Origin of the sequence: Paludibacter sp., from assembly GCF_009712605.1 — a bacterium.
Lineage (GTDB): Bacteria > Bacteroidota > Bacteroidia > Bacteroidales > Paludibacteraceae > Microbacter.
Window position 1 is genome coordinate 176992 of sequence record NZ_WASO01000015.1, and the last position, 17967, is coordinate 194958.

Here is a 17967-nt window from a genome sequence, read left to right on the forward strand (position 1 = left end):
CTATCTCACGGCCTCACTTTCTCACTAACTGGATTTTGGACTGCAAAGATACAAAATCTATGAGATAGATAGAAGAAGGATTGAGAGGGATGTTTTAAATAAGGGTCAAAGCTAACTTTCCTATCGAATCAATGGGTTATCTGTTTTGAATTTACTATTTTGTGCAAAGAATCGATTTTGATTGAATCCGCTTTATGTAATTTATCGACGTCTTTTATTATGGTTTTATATTCAGATATTTCTTCTTTTTTACTGATGTCAGAATAAAATTTTCCAGCACCGAATATTATGCTTGTGAAAACGAATAAGCCGCTGATTAATTGTACATTGTTGAAGCTTGATAAAAAATTCTTTTTTGAAAGAGCTTTGTAGATGCCATTTGTTTCAATATGTTTAATCGCGCTTTGGATGAGATCTCTAAAATCTTGTTTTGCGGTTTCGTCATAAATATGATCGTATTTCTTTTCTAAGATGTCTGCATCTGGAATAGGAATTGCCTTAGTAAAGTAAAGCTGAGAAAGTCTATCAGAAAGAGCAGATTCCCTTCCTAAATAGAGATTGAATGTGGCTCTTACAGAGGCCTTCCATGTGTTACCTTGTTTTACGTTACTAATGGCTTTTAGATCTTCTAGGTGGCGCGATAGAACCTCAATGGCTTGTTTTGTTCGTTTTTTCATGTAGTTGATAGTTTAAGATCGTATTTATTATACAAACTTACTGATTTTCAATTTTAAAACAAAACACGGAATGACCTTGCGATCATCCCGTGCCTGTTTCAAAAAACTTAGAATTCTTATTTTATGCCGAGTTTCTTGCGAATCTCTTTTGGAATAGCATCTTTATGAATAGCGATGTCGATTGTTTTGTATTTTACAAAAGCTTCAGAAATATACCAGATACCTTTGTATTTATTTTCGGTGCCCCATGAGTTTTTAATCATGTAGAACTTGTTGCCTTTCTGGTCTTTTGCAATGCCGAAAATCTGCATTCCGTGGTCGTCGGTAGTTTCGTAATTGTCAAAGCCTTTTTGGCGTAAATCCTGCGTAATTTCTTTTTCCTTCACCGGTCCGGTTACTTTATACAACATATCTTCTTTTTCTTTCGTGCTCAAGCCTATCCATTTAGCTTCATCGGTTCCGGCGGGAGCTTTGTTCGGATCTACATCGGGAATAACGCCGATTCCCTGACGGGTAAATCCTTTTTCGCTTACATCGGCTCCCCATGCTACAGTGTAACCGTTGTTGAGGGCGTTGTCGATAACCGCCATCATTTCGTCCATAGGTACATTGTACGACTCTTCCCAACGCCAGTTGTCTTCAATTTCAACGGCAAATTTGGTGTAAAACGGATGATGAGTGAAAGAGGTAATTGAAATGTAATCGTCAGTATTTAAGCCTAAAGATGCAGCAAACGATTTCGGGGTATATTTTTTGCCGTTGTAGGTGAACTCTTCGGGTATTGTGCCCAGATATGCATTGAGAATGCCCTTGAATCCATCAAACCATGCGGTAGACAAATGTTGTTTGTTGGGGTTCTTAATAATTGCATCCACGTAAGCTGATGTAACGGCATCCAGTTCTCCGTGACGATGTTTTTCTTCTCCGTAATTAAGGCCGCGCATTACAGTGTCAGGCACAATTCCGTATTCTTTGATAGCGTCTATTACATCAGCAAACGAACCACCGGCAGCAAAGTTGATTTTACCATGCATGCGCACATATTTTTGTGCTTTTTCCTGATAGTTGTAGTGCACAATGAACATTTCCGATAGGTCATATTCGGGTTTTCCCATGCGCAGCAATTCCGATTCGAGGAATCCGATCCCGGAAAAGCTCCAGCAGGTACCCGAGCTGGCCTGATTCTTTACGGACGTAATTTTATTGGCTTTCACAGTGGTAAACACAAAACCAACACTGTCTTTTTTTTCTTTGGCTGCTTCCTGGGCAAAGGCAAAAGTACACCCGAGGCAAAGAGCCATGAGCAGAGTCATCTTCTTCATTTCAGTCTCAATTATTTAGTTTAATGTGATTTCCTAAATCGCTTTGTTTGTTTTGGATAAACGATGCAGGAATTATTCGGTCGGTGTGCAAAGTTAGGCAAACTTTTCATTCATCCAATAAATAGAGGGTTTTGGTGTAAATATGGTCGTCGTCAAGTCGGTTGGGGCTACAAGTTTAATAAATACAAAGGTTAATGTTAGCAGTTTGTGTGGTAAATCATTTAATTGTAATGGTTTTGAAATGAGTTTGTTAGTCAAAGAAAAAATATGTTTGGAAATTTTGTAAAATTTAGCACTCGAACAAGAAAAAACCGACCGAGTTTTTAGGCGGTGTATAATTATTCCAGTAACTTTGCACGTCGAAAAATTAAATAAAGAAATTTTTCTATAAATCAAATCAAACTTAACTATATCAATTATGCAACCTTCACACATTGAACACATTGGGATTGCCGTTAAGAGCCTCGATGCTGTTATTCCTTACTACGAAAAAATGTTAGGCACCAAATGCTATTCTATCGAAGAAGTTCCAGAACAGAAAGTTAGAACTGCTTTCTTCAAAATCGGTCAAACTAAAATCGAATTGCTCGAGTCGACTGATCCGGAAGGTCCTATCGGTAAATTTATCGAAAAAAAGGGCGAAGGCGTTCAACACATTGCATTTGCTGTTGAAGGTTTGCAGGATCAACTCAATACATTGGCAGAAGAAGGTATTCAACTGATTGACAAACAACCACGTAAGGGTGCTGAAGGTCTTAATATCGCATTCCTTCACCCGAAATCTACTTTCGGTGTATTGACAGAACTTTGCGAAGATCCGAACAAAAAATAAATATAAACTGAAAACCTCTCCCCAGCCCTCTCCCACGGAGAGGGAGCAAATCGGATTTAACGATTGGTTTACTGGTTTTCTCCTTGTGGGGTAAGAGAGGTCTTTAATCTTAATATTTTTAATTATGAGCAATCAACTCACTAAAGTGCAAGAACTTATTGACTTGCGTGCACAAGCTCGTCTTGGCGGTGGTCAAAAACGTATTGATTCGCAACACAAAAAGGGAAAATACACAGCTCGCGAACGTATCGACATGCTGTTGGACAAAGGTAGTTTCGAAGAATTCGATATGTTTGTAAAACACCGTTGTACCAACTTCGGTATCGATAAAGAAACTTACCTCGGCGATGGTGTGGTAACCGGTTCAGGTACCATCAACGGCCGTTTGGTTTATGTTTTTGCTCAGGATTTCACCGTATTCGGTGGTTCTTTGTCTGAAACTCTCGCGTTGAAAATCTGTAAAGTAATGGATCACGCTATGAAAATGGGAGCTCCTTGTATCGGTATCAATGATTCAGGAGGTGCTCGTATTCAGGAAGGTATCAATGCTTTGGCAGGTTATGCTGAAATTTTCCAACGTAACATTCTTGCTTCGGGTGTTATTCCTCAGATCTCTGCCATCTTTGGCCCTTGCGCGGGTGGTGCTGTATATTCTCCGGCTCTTACCGACTTCAACATCATGGCAAAAGGTAGCAGCTACATGTTCCTTACCGGTCCGAAAGTGGTAAAAACCGTTACTGGTGAAGATGTAACACAAGAACAACTTGGTGGTGCAAGCGTTCACGCTTCTAAATCAGGTGTTGCTCACTTTGCAGTTGATACTGAAGAAGAAGGTCTCGAACTGATTCGTCACCTGATCAGCTTCCTTCCTCAAAACAACATGGAAGAAGCTCCGGTTGTCCCATGTTCTGATCCTATTGATCGTTTGGAAGATTTGTTGAACGAAATCATTCCTGATAATCCCAACAAACCTTACGATATGTACGAAGTTATCGGCGCTATCATCGATAATGGCGAATTCCTCGAAATTCACCGCGACTTCGCTCGCAATATCATCGTTGGTTTTGCTCGTTTCAACGGTCAGTCTGTTGGTATCGTAGCAAATCAGCCTAAAGTTTTGGCCGGTGTATTGGACAGCAACGCTTCTCGTAAAGCAGGTCGTTTTGTTCGTTTCTGCGACGCTTTCAATATTCCTTTGGTTACTTTGGTTGACGTTCCGGGTTTCTTGCCGGGTACAGGTCAGGAATATGCCGGTGTAATCCTTCACGGCGCTAAGTTGCTTTACGCTTACGGCGAAGCTACAGTACCTAAAGTGACTGTTACATTGCGTAAATCTTACGGTGGTTCTCATATCGTAATGAGCTGTAAACAACTTCGTGGTGACCTTAACTACGCTTGGCCTTCTGCCGAAATCGCAGTAATGGGTGCTGACGGTGCTGTTGAAGTATTGTACAGCAAAGAAATTAAAGCTGTTGAAGATCCTGCAGCTCAGGCTGCTATTGCAGAAGAAAAGAAGAAAGAATACAACGATTTGTTCTGCAATCCTTTCAATGCTGCTAAGTATGGCTATATCGAGGATGTAATCGAACCGCGTAACACCCGTTTCCGTATCATCCGTGGATTGTCTCAGTTGGCTACCAAAAAAGTAACCAATCCGTTGAAAAAACACGGTAATATTCCACTTTAATTTTCATTTAATTCCTATTCAAAATGAAAAAGAAAGTAACAATTGACGAAGCGGTTTATGCTGCCATCGGTTTGGCATTGCACGAACTGGCTGATGAAGTACATGACGTGGAAAGCAACGTTTTGACCATCAAACACGAAACTTTCAGCTACTCGCCATGGAGCTCTAAAGCTTTTTCAATGCGCCAACCTTACAACGTAAAGAAATAGTCATCACACAGAAAAATTATTCATCATGAAAGAATATAAATATAAAATCGCTGGTAAGGACTACAAAGTTGTTATCAACAAAGTGGAAGATTTCGTTGCTGAAGTTGAAGTGAACGGCGAAACTTATCAGGTTGAAATGGAGAAAGTTGAAAAAGCTGCTCCTGTAATCGTTCGCCCTGTTGTAGCTGCTGTTGCTCCTGTTGCATCGCCCAAAGCTGCTGCCGGCGTTGCAGGTGCAATCAAATCTCCGCTGCCAGGCATTATCCTCGAAATCAACGTAAACGTTGGTGATGTAGTGAAAGTTGGTCAGAAAGTGGCTATGCTGGAAGCTATGAAAATGGAAAATGCCATCAATGCAGACCATGAAGGTAAGGTTGTTTCAATTAACGTCAACAAAGGTGATTCTGTTTTGGAAGGTACCGATTTGATCGTTCTCGAATAATACCGGCCTTGTTGAAGACTTAAATTGAATATGTCTTTATATAAAAGGGAGCAGAAATGCTCCCTTTTTTCTTATCTTTGTGCGAACTAATAATAATCAAATCAAAGAATCGGCTTTATGTATTTACCACAACCACTCGTTGAGTGGGATAAACATTTATTACTATTTATTAATCAGCACAATAGTTCATGGCTCGATAGCTTCTACTGGACTCTTTCCGGTTCTCTTCTCCCAATCGTGTTTGGAATTGTTCTTTTGTTTTTACTAGTCAAAGACAACGGAGTGAAAACCATTTGGTATCTGATCTTTTTGGGACTTACTATCTTGCTGGCAGATAATATCTCATCAGCGATAATCAAACCGGTGGTTGCGCGCTTACGACCTTCTCACGATCCTTCTATCATGAACCTTTTGCATTTTGTGCACGATTATAAAGGAGGTATGTACGGCTTCGTTTCATCTCATGCAGCCAATACTTTTGGGGTGGCGCTTTTCCTGAGCCTTTTATTACGCAACCATTTGTTGAGTGGAGCTTTCTTTTTGTGGGCGGTCTTGACGTCTTATTCGCGGATGTATCTTGGAGTGCACTTTCCTGTTGATATTATTGGAGGAATGGTCGTTGGGTTGCTTGCCGGAGCTTGCTGCTTTTTGTTGATGGAAATGTTGGCTCCAAAGATTTTGAAAAGTCAGAACCTTGAAACTCCGCCTTATCTTCCGTCCAGAGAACGGGGTTATTTCTTAATTGTTTACGGGGCAACGTTTTTGATTATTGCAATTAAGAGTTTCTTTTAAGAGCTGGTCATAATATAAAAACGGGAGCTATTTGTTATCAAATAGCTCCCGTTTTTCTTTATTGAAGAGTCTTCAATTATGCTTTGCCGAGTTGGTTGAACTCATCCAGAGAAACTGTTTTTGTATTCAGCTTAACGGCCGATTTTACAATTTCAGTCACTTTGTTTTCCAGTACGTGTTCAAAGTATTTTTCAGCAGTACCTTCTTTTTTCAACGATTCTTTAGCGTATTCGGCTAATAAATCATCAGGGAAATTGGTGATGCCGTATTGAGCATATTGAGCTTTCAGTACTTTCTGAGCATAAGCTTCGATATCTTCCATCTCAACTTTTACTTCGTTGGCAGTTGCAATTTTGTTGCGAATCAATTGCCATTTCAAAGCATCAAGCATTTGAGGAAATTCTGCTTCAACCTGTTCTGCAGTTACCTTTTCGTTGGTAGCTAAAACCCAACGTTTCAGGAATGCTTCAGGAAAAGCAATACCGTCAAGTTTCTTGATCAAAGCGACGCGGGCATCGTCAGAAAAACGGTAGAAGCTGTTTTCGTCCAGAATTTCTTTGATTTCGGCAGAAACCTTGGTGCGGAACTCTTCTTCCGATTTAACTTCGTCTTTGCCGTAAAGCAAATCGAACAGTTCCTGATCGAGTGCGTGTTCTTCGAAGCGTGTAATTTCAGTGATTGTGAATGTGAAATCACTGGTGATTTCTTTTGCAGCTTCTTTTGAAATCTTCAAAAGAGAAGCGATTTCAGCTTCGCTGGTGTATGCTTTTGATGGGTTAAATGTAACTACATCACCCGCTTTTTTGCCAATGAAAGCAGCTTGCTGAGCTTCGTCTTTGATATATGAAGGCATGATTACAGCGTTTTCAACTGTAATAGCTGTTTCGCTGTCAGATACTTCTGCAACGGTGCCTTTTACCATGTCTTTTTCGGCAACTTCTTCAACCTGAACTTGTTTGCCCATACGACCCTGGTGATTCTTGACCTGATCTTCGATCATTTTATCGTCAACCTTGATGTCGTAGTAGTCAACTTTGTCTTTTTGTGAAAGTGCAACCTCAAATTCAGGAGCTACAGCCATGTCGAAAACGAACTCAAATTCTTCCTGAGTGTCGAAATCAATTGGTTTTTGATCTGTTTCGTTAGGAAGTAATTCGCCTAAAATATTGACATTGTTTTCTTTTAAGTAATTGTTTAATGCATCGCTCATTACCTTGTTTACTTCTTCTGCAAGAATAGCTTTGCCATACATTTTTTTCAACAAACCTACAGGTACCATGCCCGGACGGAATCCTGGGATGTTGGCTTTGCGTTTGTACTCTTTCAGGGTTTTTTCCACCTTCTCGGCGTAATCTGCCTTGCTGACCTGTACGGTCACTGTTGCATTTACTGCATCAATATCATTTCTAACGATATTCATATGAAACTAATGTTGAATTATTTTTGTTGAGCGATTGAGGTGCCTCAATGGCACTCGTTTTATGATTCTTTACCGTCGTAAGCCCAGATGATATAGGCTGCGCCCCAGCAAAAGCCGGCTCCGAATGTGGCTAAAACGATTTTGTCACCTTTTTTAAGTTTGGGTTCCCACTCGTTGAGACACAGTGGTAAGGTTGCAGAAGTGGTGTTACCATATTTTTCAATATTCACCATCACTTTATCTTTATCTACACCCATGCGGTTGGCAACGGCATCGATGATTCGGAGATTAGCCTGGTGAGGAACAACCCATGCAATGTCATCATGGCTTAGGTTGTTACGTTCCATAATTTCTACTGAAACGTCAGCCATTTTGCTAACTGCATGTTTGAAAACAACCTGACCTTCCTGATATATGTAGTGTTCTTTATTGTCTATAGTTTCGTGAGAAGGAGGAATTGCAGATCCTCCTGCTTTCAGGTGAAGATGAGGATAACCGATGCCGTCAGAATAAAGTTTGCTATCGATAAATCCGATTTCTTCTTCTGTAGGTTCAAGTAATACAGCACCTGCTCCATCGCCGAAAATAGGAGCTGTTGCGCGGTTGGTGTAGTCAACAAATGAAGACATTTTGTCTGCACCTACCAATATTATTTTTTTGTATCTTCCTGATTCAATGAGAGCAGCTGCGGTTGTCAAACCGAATGTAAAGCTTGAACAAGCAGCATTCAAATCAAACGTATATGCGTTTTTAATTCCTGCCAGTTCGGCTGTTAATACAGCAGTGCAGGGAAACATGTGGTCGGGAGTAACTGTTGCACAGATCAATGCATCAACTTCTTCCGGTTTTGTATTGGTCTTTTTTAGCAATTGTTTAACGGCTTTACCTGCCATGTATGAAGTGCCAAGTCCTTCTTCTTTAAGAATGTGACGTTCTTTAACACCTATACGGGTCATTATCCATTCATCGTTTGTGTCCATCATTTGGGACAACTCGTCGTTTGTCAGGATATAGTCGGGAACATAAGCTCCCATGCCGGTTATTTTTGCATGTAATTTTTTCATTTGGTTTTGGTGTTAGTTAAAAAAATTCGCCCTAAAAACAACTTGTTTTAGGGCAAATTCTTTTTTGTCTGCACAATTGACAAACGACAAATTAAACGGTTGCAAGTTTCTCAATAGCTAATTTACCGCGATAGTAACCGCAAGCGCCGCACACTGTGTGATAAATGTGCATAGCACCACAGTTTGAGCAAACTGCTAAAGTCGGAGCAACGGCTTTGTCGTGAGTACGTCTTTTTGCTGTGCGTTGTTTCGAATGTTTTCTTTTAGGATGTGCCATTTTAAAATATTTTAATCGTTATCGAATATATCTTTCAACTTGTCCCAGCGGGGATCATTGCCGCTTTCTTCGTTGTCAGTTAAATTTTCACTCTCATCTTCGAGATTTTCATCATCGTCTTCATTCATATTGCGAGCCCGGTGATTGCGGAGCTTCGCCGACATTGCCTTGTTGCATTTGCCAGGGGCATGTACATGCTTTATTGGTATCGAAAGTACAATGAACTCGTATAGGAACCATGCAATGTTTATCTCTCCTTCGTCTTCTGGAACAATTACTACTTCATCTTCATCGGAAAAATCCTTGCCGAATTTCACGCAAATCTTTTCTTTGCAAGAAATCGGTTGTTCCATATCGTCAAGGCAACGGTCACAAGGTAGTATTGCAATACCATCCAAATTGAATGTTATTTCAAATGTATTCCCTGTTTTCTTTACGTTAACGGCCGCTTTTATATTGCCTTTACGGACTTCAGGACTGTCGATCTTTGCAAAATAGTCATTATCGAGCTGGTATTCAAAGCTGTGATTACCGGCACTTAAAGACTTTAACGGAATGATATATGTATCAAATTTTCCCACTTCGAACTCGACATTAAAAACCGTGCAAAGGTACGAAAAAATAATTGTGATGCAATCACCTCTGTTCTTTTTTTGTTTTTGCCTCTCTCTTTTAACGAATTGACTAATTGTGAAAACTTATTTTGAGGATTTAGGCTTGTTTATGGTCGTCTTATTGGTCGTCGATTTTTTCTGTTTTTCACGAAATTTTCACACAAACCGATGACTATTTGGAGTTTTTTCGGTGGTTTATGTGTAGATGTTTTAGGATATAAAACTAAAATAAGTTAATATTTAAATTCCATAGCTGATTCTTGGTAAATGTAGTATATCTTTGCGGTGTATTAATGAAATAGTACACCAAAACAGAAATTCTGTTTGTAAAAAAATAAATGCCTGAATGATTAGGGTAGGGGTTGTGTAAACGGTCATATTAATTAGGTGGCTCTGATCCAATTCACGAGGCGATAACGGCAAGCAGATATGAGGTGTTTTGTTGTGCAGAGAATATGTTAGGTAGCTAAAGAGGTAAATCAATTAATTTAATGGGTATGGAGAGTAAACGTTTTTTATTTTCGTTATTGGCATTGATGACTATTTGTGTAACGTCAGTATCTGCAAAAAGTGCAGCTGATATTTCGGCAACGGTAAAAGATAGTCAGACAAAGCAGCCAATTGAGTTTGCAACAGTAGAGTTGTTATCGGCGCACGACAGTTTGCTGATAGGGTGTATAACTGATTCAAAAGGATACTTTGAGATTACCCCGCCGGCAAAAACCGGTAAAATCCGAATTCGCTATCTGGGATATAAAAATCTCGAGATGGTATTCAAGGATCGAGATCTGGGAACTCTTTTAATGGAAGAGGATTCTAAACAACTAAATGAGGTTGCGGTGAAAGGCAGCGCAAGGCAAAATAAGATTGATCGTGATGTTTTTACTATTACAAAAGAATTGAAGGCGGGAACAGCTTCGTCGCAGGAACTGCTGGGTAAGCTGAATGGGGTGAATTATAACCGGTATGACAAGTCAATCAGTGTAAACGGAAGTACGAAGGTGCTGATTTTGATTGATGGTGTTGAAAAAGATCAGCAAATGGCCAAGACACTTTCGCCCGACCGGATTGAGCGGGTCGAAGTGATAAAGGATCCGGTAGGTAAATATGCAACTGATGGTTATACGGCGGTTATTAATATTGTGCTCAAGAAAGATTATTCGGGGGTTGATTTCTATGTGGGAAATACTACCTTTTTCGATTTGGCAGGCAGTAACGGTTCTCAATGGTTTGTTCAGGATTATGGCAATATGAACCTTACCTATACTTATAAGAAATACAATATTTATATGTCGGGGTGGGGGTATGGCAATAATTTTTGTCTGCCATTCGATAATATTAAGAAGTATGGTAGTATAACGACAGCTTCAGATCCGTTTGATTTTGATAACCCTAATGGACGGATAAAAGATGCCAGTGGAAGCGCAAGCCTGGGCGGCGACTACATGCTGAGTAAAACACAGACAATATCTGCGGAGATAAACTGGAGCGGAGATAAGCAGAATCAGTCCTTTCTTAATAATCTGACCAATTCAAATAATGGGGTCTTTCTTAGCAGAAGTACGTCGGAATCTTTGCAGAAAGGGCATAATAATTCAATTACCACAACAATAACCTATAACGGAAAATTCGGAGAAAAGAGCACGTTGACATCGGATTTGCGTTATGGGTTCGGCAGTGGGGTGTCGGATAATACATACGAACAGGATAATTTTTTGTCTGCGAGTAATATTGATAAGTCTAGTAACTATATTCGTTTCAATGCTGGTTACACATATCAGTTTAATCCGTTGTTGTCCATGGAGCTTGGGTATGGTCTCAAAAGCCAAAGTAATACGAATAAACTATCGGGAACCTCGTTCTCGTATGATGAACTGAAAAACCGGTTTTCATTGTATGTAAGTTACCAGCCATTAAAGAAATGGAAGATGAAAGGCGGAGGAGTTTTGGAAACCTATCATCAGAATTATTTGGGTGAGTCAAGAAATGTAAGCGCTTTTCTTCCTTATTTTAATTTGCAGTTTACGGCCAGCCCCAAATTTAATGTCGTGGCAAAATACCATACGTTTGCCGATTATCCGTCGATGGATCAGTTGACTCCATTTAAGACGGCATCGGACTCTTTGACGTGGAATGTGGGTAATCCGGATTTGAAAACTGCTATTTACCAAAAGCTTGGACTGGAATTTCATATAATGAATTTCATTACAATTGAACCATATTATCATTTTGATAACAAACGGATTGCTTCTTTTGTTTCCAATGTAGGGAAGTATTATTACATAAGTAATGTAAATGCTGATTTGTATCAACGTTACGGTGTGCAGCTCAATTTTACACTTCCATTAAGCAAGACAATTTTCTGGCAGAACTGGATGGATTTTTATAAGAATCATCTTGAATTCAATGGCGTGGGTACGACCGTTAGAAACTCGCTGATTAATTCGACGTTGGTTTATGTAAATCCGAAAATCGGACTTACAGCCGGAGCTGTATTGCAAAAGCAGTTGTGTAAAGATGCCGCTATTCAGGGGTATACGTCAAACAATAATGATTTGATAGTTTTGTTTATCAATAAATCTCTGATGAAACAAAAGCTGAACATAACGCTCATGTATATGCCTCCTGTAGAAATGGGGTTGAAATACGAACAGACCAATGTTACAGAAGCAGGAAGTTATTACCAGATGTCACGGGCAAGCTTGAATTTGATTAAAAATCTGACCTTTGTTGAAGTGAATTATCATTTTAATGCAGGTAAAGAGGTTAAGAAAAGAGAGTCTGTGCCAGATGGCGACGCTGCTAAGAAAAAGTCAGGTGGAATAGGCTTGTAACCTGTTGAAAAACAATTTGTGTGCAAAGATTCCAAACGTAGAGAAGCGGAATTAATCGGAATCTGAGAAAATATTCTGAGAAAATATTGCAGAATCAAAAACCTTTCTCTACCTTTGCAGCCCGAAATAATCAGAAATAATATAAACACAATTCGCTAAAACAATGATTGTAGTTCCAGTAAAAGAAGGCGAAAACATCGAAAAAGCCTTGAAGAAATTCAAAAGAAAATTCGAAAAAACAGGTGTGGTAAAAGAATTGAGAAGACGTCAGGCTTTTTCAAAACCGTCAGTTGTTCGTCGTGAAGAACTGATCCATGCTGCCTACGTTCAACAATTACATCAGAACCAAGAATAATCCGCTTTTTATTTGCGGTTTTAGGTTATCTTTGCATCAAATCCATTTTGTTGCATGATCGACCTATTCATAGAATACTTACGGTATGAGAAGAATTCTTCTTCTCATACCGTTTTGTCGTATCATAACGACATAAAACAATTTGCCCGGTTCTTAGATCCGGAGTCAGATAGTTTTGATCCGCAACAGGTGACTCCCACTTCCATTCGCGAATGGATTATTAGTTTGATGGAAACTGGTGATAGTGCCAGAACCGTCAATAGAAAACTATCCGCTCTCAAGTCGTTTTACAGCTTTCTCTCCCATAAAAGTCTGTGTACGAATAACCCAACAAAAAAACTCATTTCTCCTAAAATAAAAAAGCCATTACCTTTGGTTTTTCGGGAAAATGAAGTTAATTTTGTCTCAGAAAACATCATCGAGAATGATTTTGAACATTTGAGAGATAAGTTGATTGTCGAGCTTTTTTATCAGACAGGTATAAGGCGGGCAGAGCTTATCGGTTTAAAAGATGGTGATGTTGATTTGAACAAACGTATACTCAGAGTGCTGGGGAAACGAAATAAAGAACGCATTGTTCCTTTCGGACAATTACTGGCAGATTTGATTACCAGATATATTAAAGAAAGGGATGCTTTTTTAGAAAAAAATATTGCGGAGCGGCTTATAGTCCTTAATAATGGAGCCGAAGTTTATCCGAAATTCATATATAATAAGGTGCGAAATGCTTTTACCGGGGTTACTCCTGTAAAAAAGAGAAGTCCTCATGTGTTAAGACATACATTTGCAACAACCTTATTGAATAACGGGGCAGAACTGAATGCGGTGAAAGAGCTGTTGGGACATAGTAATCTGTCGGCGACGGAGATTTATACCCATACAACTTTTGATCAGTTGCATTCCATCTATCAACAAGCCCATCCAAGGGCAAAAAAAAGGAGGTAACCATGACCATTAGAATTCAAGCCATCAAATTTGAGGCTAGCCAGAAATTGGAAGAACACATTACAAAGAAAGTATCTAAGCTCGACAGGTTCTTTGACGAAATACTGAGTGCGGAAGTTATTTTGAAAGTGGTAAAGCCGGAAGCTGTTGCCAACAAGGAAGCCCTGGTGAAAATTAATATCCCCGGAAACGAAATTTTCGCATCAAAAGTATGTGATACGTTCGAAGAAGCAGTCGATACGGCAGTGGATGCGATCGAAAAACAAGTGATCCGACATAAAGAAAAAATCAAACAACCCGCAAATTAATAAAAAGTAAAATTGGGAATGTAGAATAGCTCTCTGATTTTTAATTAATTGAGAGAGCTGTTTTGAAAAATAAATTTTTTTGAAAGAAAAACCAAGGAAGATTTGGTACTTCTGAAAAAAACTTCTACATTTGCAAGCCGTTTTAACGAAGTAGTTAAGACGGCTTTTGATTGAAAAATCGAGACGCCTCTTTAGCTCAGTTGGGCAGAGCACGTGATTTGTAATCTCGGGGTCGTTGGTTCGAATCCGACAAGAGGCTCGAAAGAAAATTGAACAGGTAATTAATGATTACGATCTTTTACATTTTTGAAAATTAATCTTCGGTGGAAGATTGTTAATTATCTAGTCTTTTCTATGAAGAATTTAGGGCAGTTACCAGAGTGGCCAAATGGGGCAGACTGTAAATCTGCTAGCTTACGCTTACGGTGGTTCGAATCCATCACTGCCCACATCATTTACGATTGAAAAAATGTGATTTGTGATTTATCTTTTTGCGAAGAGCATTGTAAATCATCAATAAATAAATTGTCAATGAACTTGCGGGAATAGCTCAGTCGATAGAGCATCAGCCTTCCAAGCTGAGGGTCGCGGGTTTGAGTCCCGTTTCCCGCTCCAGGTTTTACAAAAATTACTCCGGCTCAGGCCGGAGTAATTGTCAATAGACAAAAGTAAGACGCTTTGCTGTTGTAGCTCAGGGGTAGAGCACTTCCTTGGTAAGGAAGAGGTCATGGGTTCAATTCCCATCAACAGCTCAAACAGTACGATGGTAACCACATCTATTTATTAATAAATAATATTTTCTGAGTTATGGCAAAAGAACATTTTAACAGGACGAAACCGCACGTTAACATCGGTACCATCGGTCACGTAGACCACGGTAAAACAACGTTGACAGCTGCGATTACGACTGTATTAGCAAAAAAAGGTCTTTCTGAAATGCGTTCATTCGATTCTATCGACAACGCTCCGGAAGAAAAAGAACGCGGTATTACTATCAACACCGCTCACGTTGAATACGAAACAGCTAACCGTCACTATGCTCACGTTGACTGTCCGGGTCACGCCGACTATGTAAAGAACATGGTTACTGGTGCTGCTCAGATGGACGGTGCTATCATCGTAGTTGCTGCTACTGATGGTCCTATGCCTCAAACACGTGAACACATCCTTTTGGCTCGTCAGGTAAACGTTCCGAAATTGGTTGTTTTCATGAACAAATGCGATATGGTTGACGACCCTGAAATGCTTGACCTCGTAGAAATGGAAATGCGTGAATTGCTTTCATTCTATGAATTCGATGGCGATAACACTCCTATCATCCGCGGTTCTGCTTTGGGTGGTTTGAATGGTGTTGCTGAATGGGAAGATAAAATTATGGAACTGATGGAAGCTGTTGATACATGGATTCCACTGCCTCCGCGCGATACTGATAAACCTTTCTTGATGCCGGTTGAAGACGTGTTCTCTATCACAGGTCGTGGTACAGTAGCAACAGGTCGTATCGAAACAGGTATCATCAAAACAGGTGAAGAAGTTCAGATCATCGGTCTTGGTTCAGAAGGTAAAAAATCTGTTGTAACCGGTGTTGAAATGTTCCGTAAGATTTTGGATGATGGCCAGGCTGGTGACAACGTAGGTTTGTTGCTTCGTGGTATCGACAAAGAAGAAATCAAACGTGGTATGGTTATTACTCACCCGGGTAAAGTTAAACCTCACACTAAATTCAAAGCTCAGGTTTATATCCTGAAAAAAGAAGAAGGTGGTCGTCACACTCCATTCCACAACAAATACCGTCCTCAGTTCTACATCCGTACATTGGACGTAACTGGTGAAATCACTTTGCCGGAAGGAACTGAAATGGTTATGCCAGGTGATAACTTGACAATCACTGTAGAATTGATCTATCCGGTAGCTTGCGACTTAGGTTTGCGTTTCGCTATCCGCGAAGGTGGTCGTACAGTAGGTGCAGGTCAGATCACCGAACTGCTTGACTAATAAAGCAACTCAGTTTTTTTGAATCCATAGCGTTGGGCTATTGACAAAGATTCTGATCACAAATAAATCCTGACAGGAATTTTCCTGTCAGGATTATTATCCAACTCTTCAGAAAAAGAAGAAATTAAAAAAATACACGGGTGTAGCTCAGTTGGTAGAGCATCGGTCTCCAAAACCGAGTGTCGTGCGTTCGAGTCGTACCTCCCGTGCTAAAAAAAACACTTCGCTATGAAAAGATTCATCAATTATTGTAAAGAAGCTTACACCGAGCTCGTGCATAAGGTTTCATGGCCATCTTACAAAGAACTTACTAACAGTGCAGTCGTAGTTTTAGTTGCTTCCCTTGTTATTGCAGTGGTAGTATGGGTCATGGACTTAGGGTTCGAAAATATCATGAAGTTTATTTACAAACAGATTATCTAGGAGGTTGAAAATGGCTGAGTCTGCAAAGAAATGGTACGTGCTACGTGCTATTAGCGGCAAAGAGAACAAGGTAAAGGAGTATATTGAGGCTGAACTCAAAAACACCAACCTTGGTCAATATGTATCTCAAGTCTTGATTCCAACCGAAAAGGTAGTTCAAGTACGTAACGGAAAGCGGATCACGAAAGAGAGAAGCTATCTTCCCGGTTACGTTCTCGTCGAAGCTAACATTGTGGGCGACGTTGCTCACCGTCTCAGACAAATGCCTAATGTTTTAGGCTTTTTGGGCGGTACAAACGACCAACCCACTCCCCTTCGTTCTTCGGAAGTTAATCGTATTCTTGGAACAATGGACGAATTGCAAGAGGCTGGTGAAGATATCACACTCGAGTATTCGGTAGGAGAAAGTGTCAAAGTAACATTTGGCCCTTTCAGTGGATTTAGCGGAATTATCGAAGAGGTAAATAACGAAAAGAAGAAGCTCAAAGTTATGGTGAAGATCTTTGGGCGTAAGACTCCTTTAGAATTAGGTTTCATGCAAGTGGAAAAAGAGTAGTGGTTGTTACGAACCTCACTCTGGTAATAATTATTTTAATTTAATCAAATCATGGCAAAAGAAGTTGCTGGACTTATCAAATTACAGATAAAAGGCGGGGCTGCAAACCCATCGCCTCCCGTTGGACCTGCACTGGGTTCCAAAGGGATCAACATCATGGAGTTTTGTAAGCAATTTAATGCCAGAACCCAAGACAAAGCAGGTAAAGTTTTACCTGTTGTTATTACTTATTACTCTGACAAGTCATTCGATTTTGTTGTCAAGACTCCTCCGGTAGCAATCCAGTTGATGGAAGCTGCTAAGTTAAAAGGAGGTTCTGCAGAACCTAATCGTAAGAAAGTAGCAGAAATCACTTGGGAACAAGTGCAGACTATTGCTCAGGACAAAATGGTTGACTTGAACTGTTTCACAATTGAATCAGCAATGACGATGGTTGCAGGAACAGCACGCAGTATGGGTATTACAGTCAAAGGAGAAGCTCCCGGTAAATAATTAAAAAGAAATTCAACAATGAGTAAACTGACGAAAAATCAAAAGTTGGCAAACAGCAAGGTTGAACCCGGGAAAGCCTATTCGCTTAAGGAAGCAGCACAATTGGTAAAAGAAATCACGACGACCAAATTTGATGCTTCTGTTGACGTTGACGTGCGTTTGGGAATCGATCCGCGTAAATCTAACCAGATGGTTCGCGGTGTAGTTTCTCTTCCTCACGGAACCGGCAAGCAAATAAGGGTTCTTGCTTTATGCTCACCTGATGCAGAAGCCGAAGCGAAAGCTGCAGGCGCTGATTATGTTGGTCTTGACGAATATATCGAAAAGATTAAAGGAGGTTGGACTGATATCGATGTTATCATCACTCAACCTGCGATCATGGGTAAAATTGGTGCACTGGGTCGTGTGCTGGGTCCTCGTGGACTTATGCCTAACCCTAAAAGTGGTACCGTTACCAATGAAGTAGGTAAAGCAGTAGAAGAAGTTAAACAAGGTAAGATTGACTTCAAAGTTGATAAAAGCGGTATTGTTCATACATCCATTGGTAAAGTGTCGTTCGATGCTTCAAAGATTGCTGATAATGCGAAGGAATTTATTCATACGCTTATCAAATTGAAGCCTTCTACGGCTAAAGGTACTTATGTGAAGAGCATTTATCTTTCAAGTACAATGAGTCTTGGTATTAAGATTGACCCCAAATCGGTTGAAGAAAACTAAAAAAGT

General features: G+C 40.0%; 19 protein-coding genes, 5 tRNA genes and 1 pseudogene. 19 read left to right on the forward strand and 6 right to left on the reverse strand.

Annotation, left to right across the window (positions count from 1 at the left end; all coding sequences use genetic code 11):
* Positions 1–128: 128 nt before the first annotated feature.
* Both F8N35_RS13235 and F8N35_RS13240 read right to left on the reverse strand, forming a co-directional pair.
* The gene (locus F8N35_RS13235) at positions 129–677 is read right to left on the reverse strand and encodes a hypothetical protein (protein WP_293053906.1); all 549 of its coding nucleotides are present in this window, start codon (positions 675–677) and stop codon (positions 129–131) included.
* Between the two features lie 116 nt (positions 678–793).
* Positions 794–1999 (reverse strand): C1 family peptidase, encoded by a 1206-nt coding sequence (locus F8N35_RS13240; RefSeq protein ID WP_293053909.1) that lies wholly within the window; start codon positions 1997–1999, stop codon positions 794–796.
* Positions 2000–2417: 418 nt separating this feature from the next.
* On the opposite strand from F8N35_RS13240, the gene mce reads away from it, so the two are divergent.
* From mce to F8N35_RS13265, 5 genes and pseudogenes are all read left to right on the forward strand, one after another.
* The gene (gene mce, locus F8N35_RS13245; RefSeq protein WP_293053912.1) at positions 2418–2831 is read left to right on the forward strand and encodes a methylmalonyl-CoA epimerase; all 414 of its coding nucleotides are present in this window, start codon (positions 2418–2420) and stop codon (positions 2829–2831) included.
* 124 nt (positions 2832–2955) lie between these two features.
* Positions 2956–4518: an acyl-CoA carboxylase subunit beta gene (locus F8N35_RS13250; protein WP_293053915.1), complete on the forward strand. Its 1563-nt coding sequence runs from the start codon at positions 2956–2958 to the stop codon at positions 4516–4518.
* Positions 4519–4571: 53 nt separating this feature from the next.
* Positions 4572–4727: pseudogene (locus tag F8N35_RS13255) on the forward strand (lamin tail domain-containing protein); the annotation flags it as partial.
* Positions 4728–4752: 25 nt separating this feature from the next.
* Positions 4753–5169 carry a biotin/lipoyl-containing protein gene (locus F8N35_RS13260; protein ID WP_293053918.1) on the forward strand — a complete coding sequence of 139 codons (417 nt, stop codon included), beginning with the start codon at positions 4753–4755 and terminating at the stop codon, positions 5167–5169.
* Between the two features lie 117 nt (positions 5170–5286).
* Positions 5287–5961 (forward strand): phosphatase PAP2 family protein, encoded by a 675-nt coding sequence (locus F8N35_RS13265; RefSeq protein WP_293053919.1) that lies wholly within the window; start codon positions 5287–5289, stop codon positions 5959–5961.
* A 76-nt stretch (positions 5962–6037) separates the two neighbouring features.
* Here the strand turns inward: F8N35_RS13265 and tig are convergent, their stop codons facing one another.
* The 4 genes from tig to F8N35_RS13285 all read right to left on the reverse strand — a co-directional run bounded on the left by tig (position 6038) and on the right by F8N35_RS13285 (position 9303).
* Entirely contained in the window at positions 6038–7381 is a 1344-nt protein-coding gene (gene tig / locus F8N35_RS13270; protein ID WP_293053922.1) for a trigger factor, read from the reverse strand.
* Between the two features lie 59 nt (positions 7382–7440).
* On the reverse strand, positions 7441–8445 hold the full coding sequence (locus tag F8N35_RS13275) for a beta-ketoacyl-ACP synthase III (protein WP_293053925.1): 1005 nt from the start codon (positions 8443–8445) through the stop codon (positions 7441–7443).
* Between the two features lie 91 nt (positions 8446–8536).
* Positions 8537–8722: a 50S ribosomal protein L32 gene (gene rpmF, locus F8N35_RS13280; protein ID WP_068704424.1), complete on the reverse strand. Its 186-nt coding sequence runs from the start codon at positions 8720–8722 to the stop codon at positions 8537–8539.
* A gap of 11 nt (positions 8723–8733) precedes the next feature.
* The gene (locus F8N35_RS13285; RefSeq protein WP_293053932.1) at positions 8734–9303 is read right to left on the reverse strand and encodes a DUF177 domain-containing protein; all 570 of its coding nucleotides are present in this window, start codon (positions 9301–9303) and stop codon (positions 8734–8736) included.
* 530 nt (positions 9304–9833) lie between these two features.
* On the opposite strand from F8N35_RS13285, the gene F8N35_RS13290 reads away from it, so the two are divergent.
* The 14 genes from F8N35_RS13290 to rplA all read left to right on the forward strand — a co-directional run bounded on the left by F8N35_RS13290 (position 9834) and on the right by rplA (position 17961).
* Entirely contained in the window at positions 9834–12170 is a 2337-nt protein-coding gene (locus F8N35_RS13290) for an outer membrane beta-barrel protein (RefSeq protein ID WP_293053934.1), read from the forward strand.
* A gap of 163 nt (positions 12171–12333) precedes the next feature.
* Positions 12334–12525, forward strand: coding sequence for a 30S ribosomal protein S21 (gene rpsU / locus F8N35_RS13295; protein WP_068704419.1), 192 nt, complete (start codon positions 12334–12336; stop codon positions 12523–12525).
* A 54-nt stretch (positions 12526–12579) separates the two neighbouring features.
* A complete protein-coding gene (locus F8N35_RS13300; protein WP_293053937.1) occupies positions 12580–13470 on the forward strand; it encodes a tyrosine-type recombinase/integrase in 891 nt (296 codons plus the stop codon).
* A 2-nt stretch (positions 13471–13472) separates the two neighbouring features.
* On the forward strand, positions 13473–13778 hold the full coding sequence (gene raiA / locus F8N35_RS13305) for a ribosome-associated translation inhibitor RaiA (protein WP_068704417.1): 306 nt from the start codon (positions 13473–13475) through the stop codon (positions 13776–13778).
* A 185-nt stretch (positions 13779–13963) separates the two neighbouring features.
* Positions 13964–14037 (forward strand) — tRNA-Thr (locus F8N35_RS13310).
* A 107-nt stretch (positions 14038–14144) separates the two neighbouring features.
* Positions 14145–14227 (forward strand) — tRNA-Tyr (locus F8N35_RS13315).
* Between the two features lie 90 nt (positions 14228–14317).
* Positions 14318–14393, forward strand: a tRNA-Gly gene (locus tag F8N35_RS13320).
* Positions 14394–14458: 65 nt separating this feature from the next.
* Positions 14459–14530 (forward strand) — tRNA-Thr (locus F8N35_RS13325).
* A 55-nt stretch (positions 14531–14585) separates the two neighbouring features.
* Positions 14586–15773: an elongation factor Tu gene (gene tuf / locus F8N35_RS13330; RefSeq protein ID WP_293053941.1), complete on the forward strand. Its 1188-nt coding sequence runs from the start codon at positions 14586–14588 to the stop codon at positions 15771–15773.
* A 136-nt stretch (positions 15774–15909) separates the two neighbouring features.
* Positions 15910–15982, forward strand: a tRNA-Trp gene (locus F8N35_RS13335).
* 19 nt (positions 15983–16001) lie between these two features.
* On the forward strand, positions 16002–16196 hold the full coding sequence (secE, locus tag F8N35_RS13340; protein WP_293053944.1) for a preprotein translocase subunit SecE: 195 nt from the start codon (positions 16002–16004) through the stop codon (positions 16194–16196).
* A gap of 10 nt (positions 16197–16206) precedes the next feature.
* Positions 16207–16752: a transcription termination/antitermination protein NusG gene (gene nusG, locus F8N35_RS13345; RefSeq protein WP_293053948.1), complete on the forward strand. Its 546-nt coding sequence runs from the start codon at positions 16207–16209 to the stop codon at positions 16750–16752.
* A gap of 51 nt (positions 16753–16803) precedes the next feature.
* Complete coding sequence (gene rplK, locus F8N35_RS13350) at positions 16804–17244, forward strand: 50S ribosomal protein L11 (RefSeq protein ID WP_293053951.1); 441 nt, start codon at positions 16804–16806, stop codon at positions 17242–17244.
* An 18-nt stretch (positions 17245–17262) separates the two neighbouring features.
* The gene (rplA, locus tag F8N35_RS13355) at positions 17263–17961 is read left to right on the forward strand and encodes a 50S ribosomal protein L1 (protein ID WP_293053954.1); all 699 of its coding nucleotides are present in this window, start codon (positions 17263–17265) and stop codon (positions 17959–17961) included.
* Positions 17962–17967 lie beyond the last annotated feature (6 nt).

Bases quoted from the DNA above. Each gene is read 5' to 3' on its own strand.
- F8N35_RS13235 (WP_293053906.1), bottom strand. From the start codon at position 677: ATGAAAAAACGAACAAAACAAGCCATTGAGGTTCTATCGCGCCACCTA.
- F8N35_RS13240 (WP_293053909.1), bottom strand. From the start codon at position 1,999: ATGAAGAAGATGACTCTGCTCATGGCTCTTTGCCTCGGGTGTACTTTT.
- mce (WP_293053912.1), top strand. From the start codon at position 2,418: ATGCAACCTTCACACATTGAACACATTGGGATTGCCGTTAAGAGCCTC.
- F8N35_RS13250 (WP_293053915.1), top strand. From the start codon at position 2,956: ATGAGCAATCAACTCACTAAAGTGCAAGAACTTATTGACTTGCGTGCA.
- F8N35_RS13260 (WP_293053918.1), top strand. From the start codon at position 4,753: ATGAAAGAATATAAATATAAAATCGCTGGTAAGGACTACAAAGTTGTT.
- F8N35_RS13265 (WP_293053919.1), top strand. From the start codon at position 5,287: ATGTATTTACCACAACCACTCGTTGAGTGGGATAAACATTTATTACTA.
- tig (WP_293053922.1), bottom strand. From the start codon at position 7,381: ATGAATATCGTTAGAAATGATATTGATGCAGTAAATGCAACAGTGACC.
- F8N35_RS13275 (WP_293053925.1), bottom strand. From the start codon at position 8,445: ATGAAAAAATTACATGCAAAAATAACCGGCATGGGAGCTTATGTTCCC.
- rpmF (WP_068704424.1), bottom strand. From the start codon at position 8,722: ATGGCACATCCTAAAAGAAAACATTCGAAACAACGCACAGCAAAAAGA.
- F8N35_RS13290 (WP_293053934.1), top strand. From the start codon at position 9,834: ATGGAGAGTAAACGTTTTTTATTTTCGTTATTGGCATTGATGACTATT.
- rpsU (WP_068704419.1), top strand. From the start codon at position 12,334: ATGATTGTAGTTCCAGTAAAAGAAGGCGAAAACATCGAAAAAGCCTTG.
- F8N35_RS13300 (WP_293053937.1), top strand. From the start codon at position 12,580: ATGATCGACCTATTCATAGAATACTTACGGTATGAGAAGAATTCTTCT.
- raiA (WP_068704417.1), top strand. From the start codon at position 13,473: ATGACCATTAGAATTCAAGCCATCAAATTTGAGGCTAGCCAGAAATTG.
- tuf (WP_293053941.1), top strand. From the start codon at position 14,586: ATGGCAAAAGAACATTTTAACAGGACGAAACCGCACGTTAACATCGGT.
- secE (WP_293053944.1), top strand. From the start codon at position 16,002: ATGAAAAGATTCATCAATTATTGTAAAGAAGCTTACACCGAGCTCGTG.
- nusG (WP_293053948.1), top strand. From the start codon at position 16,207: ATGGCTGAGTCTGCAAAGAAATGGTACGTGCTACGTGCTATTAGCGGC.
- rplK (WP_293053951.1), top strand. From the start codon at position 16,804: ATGGCAAAAGAAGTTGCTGGACTTATCAAATTACAGATAAAAGGCGGG.
- rplA (WP_293053954.1), top strand. From the start codon at position 17,263: ATGAGTAAACTGACGAAAAATCAAAAGTTGGCAAACAGCAAGGTTGAA.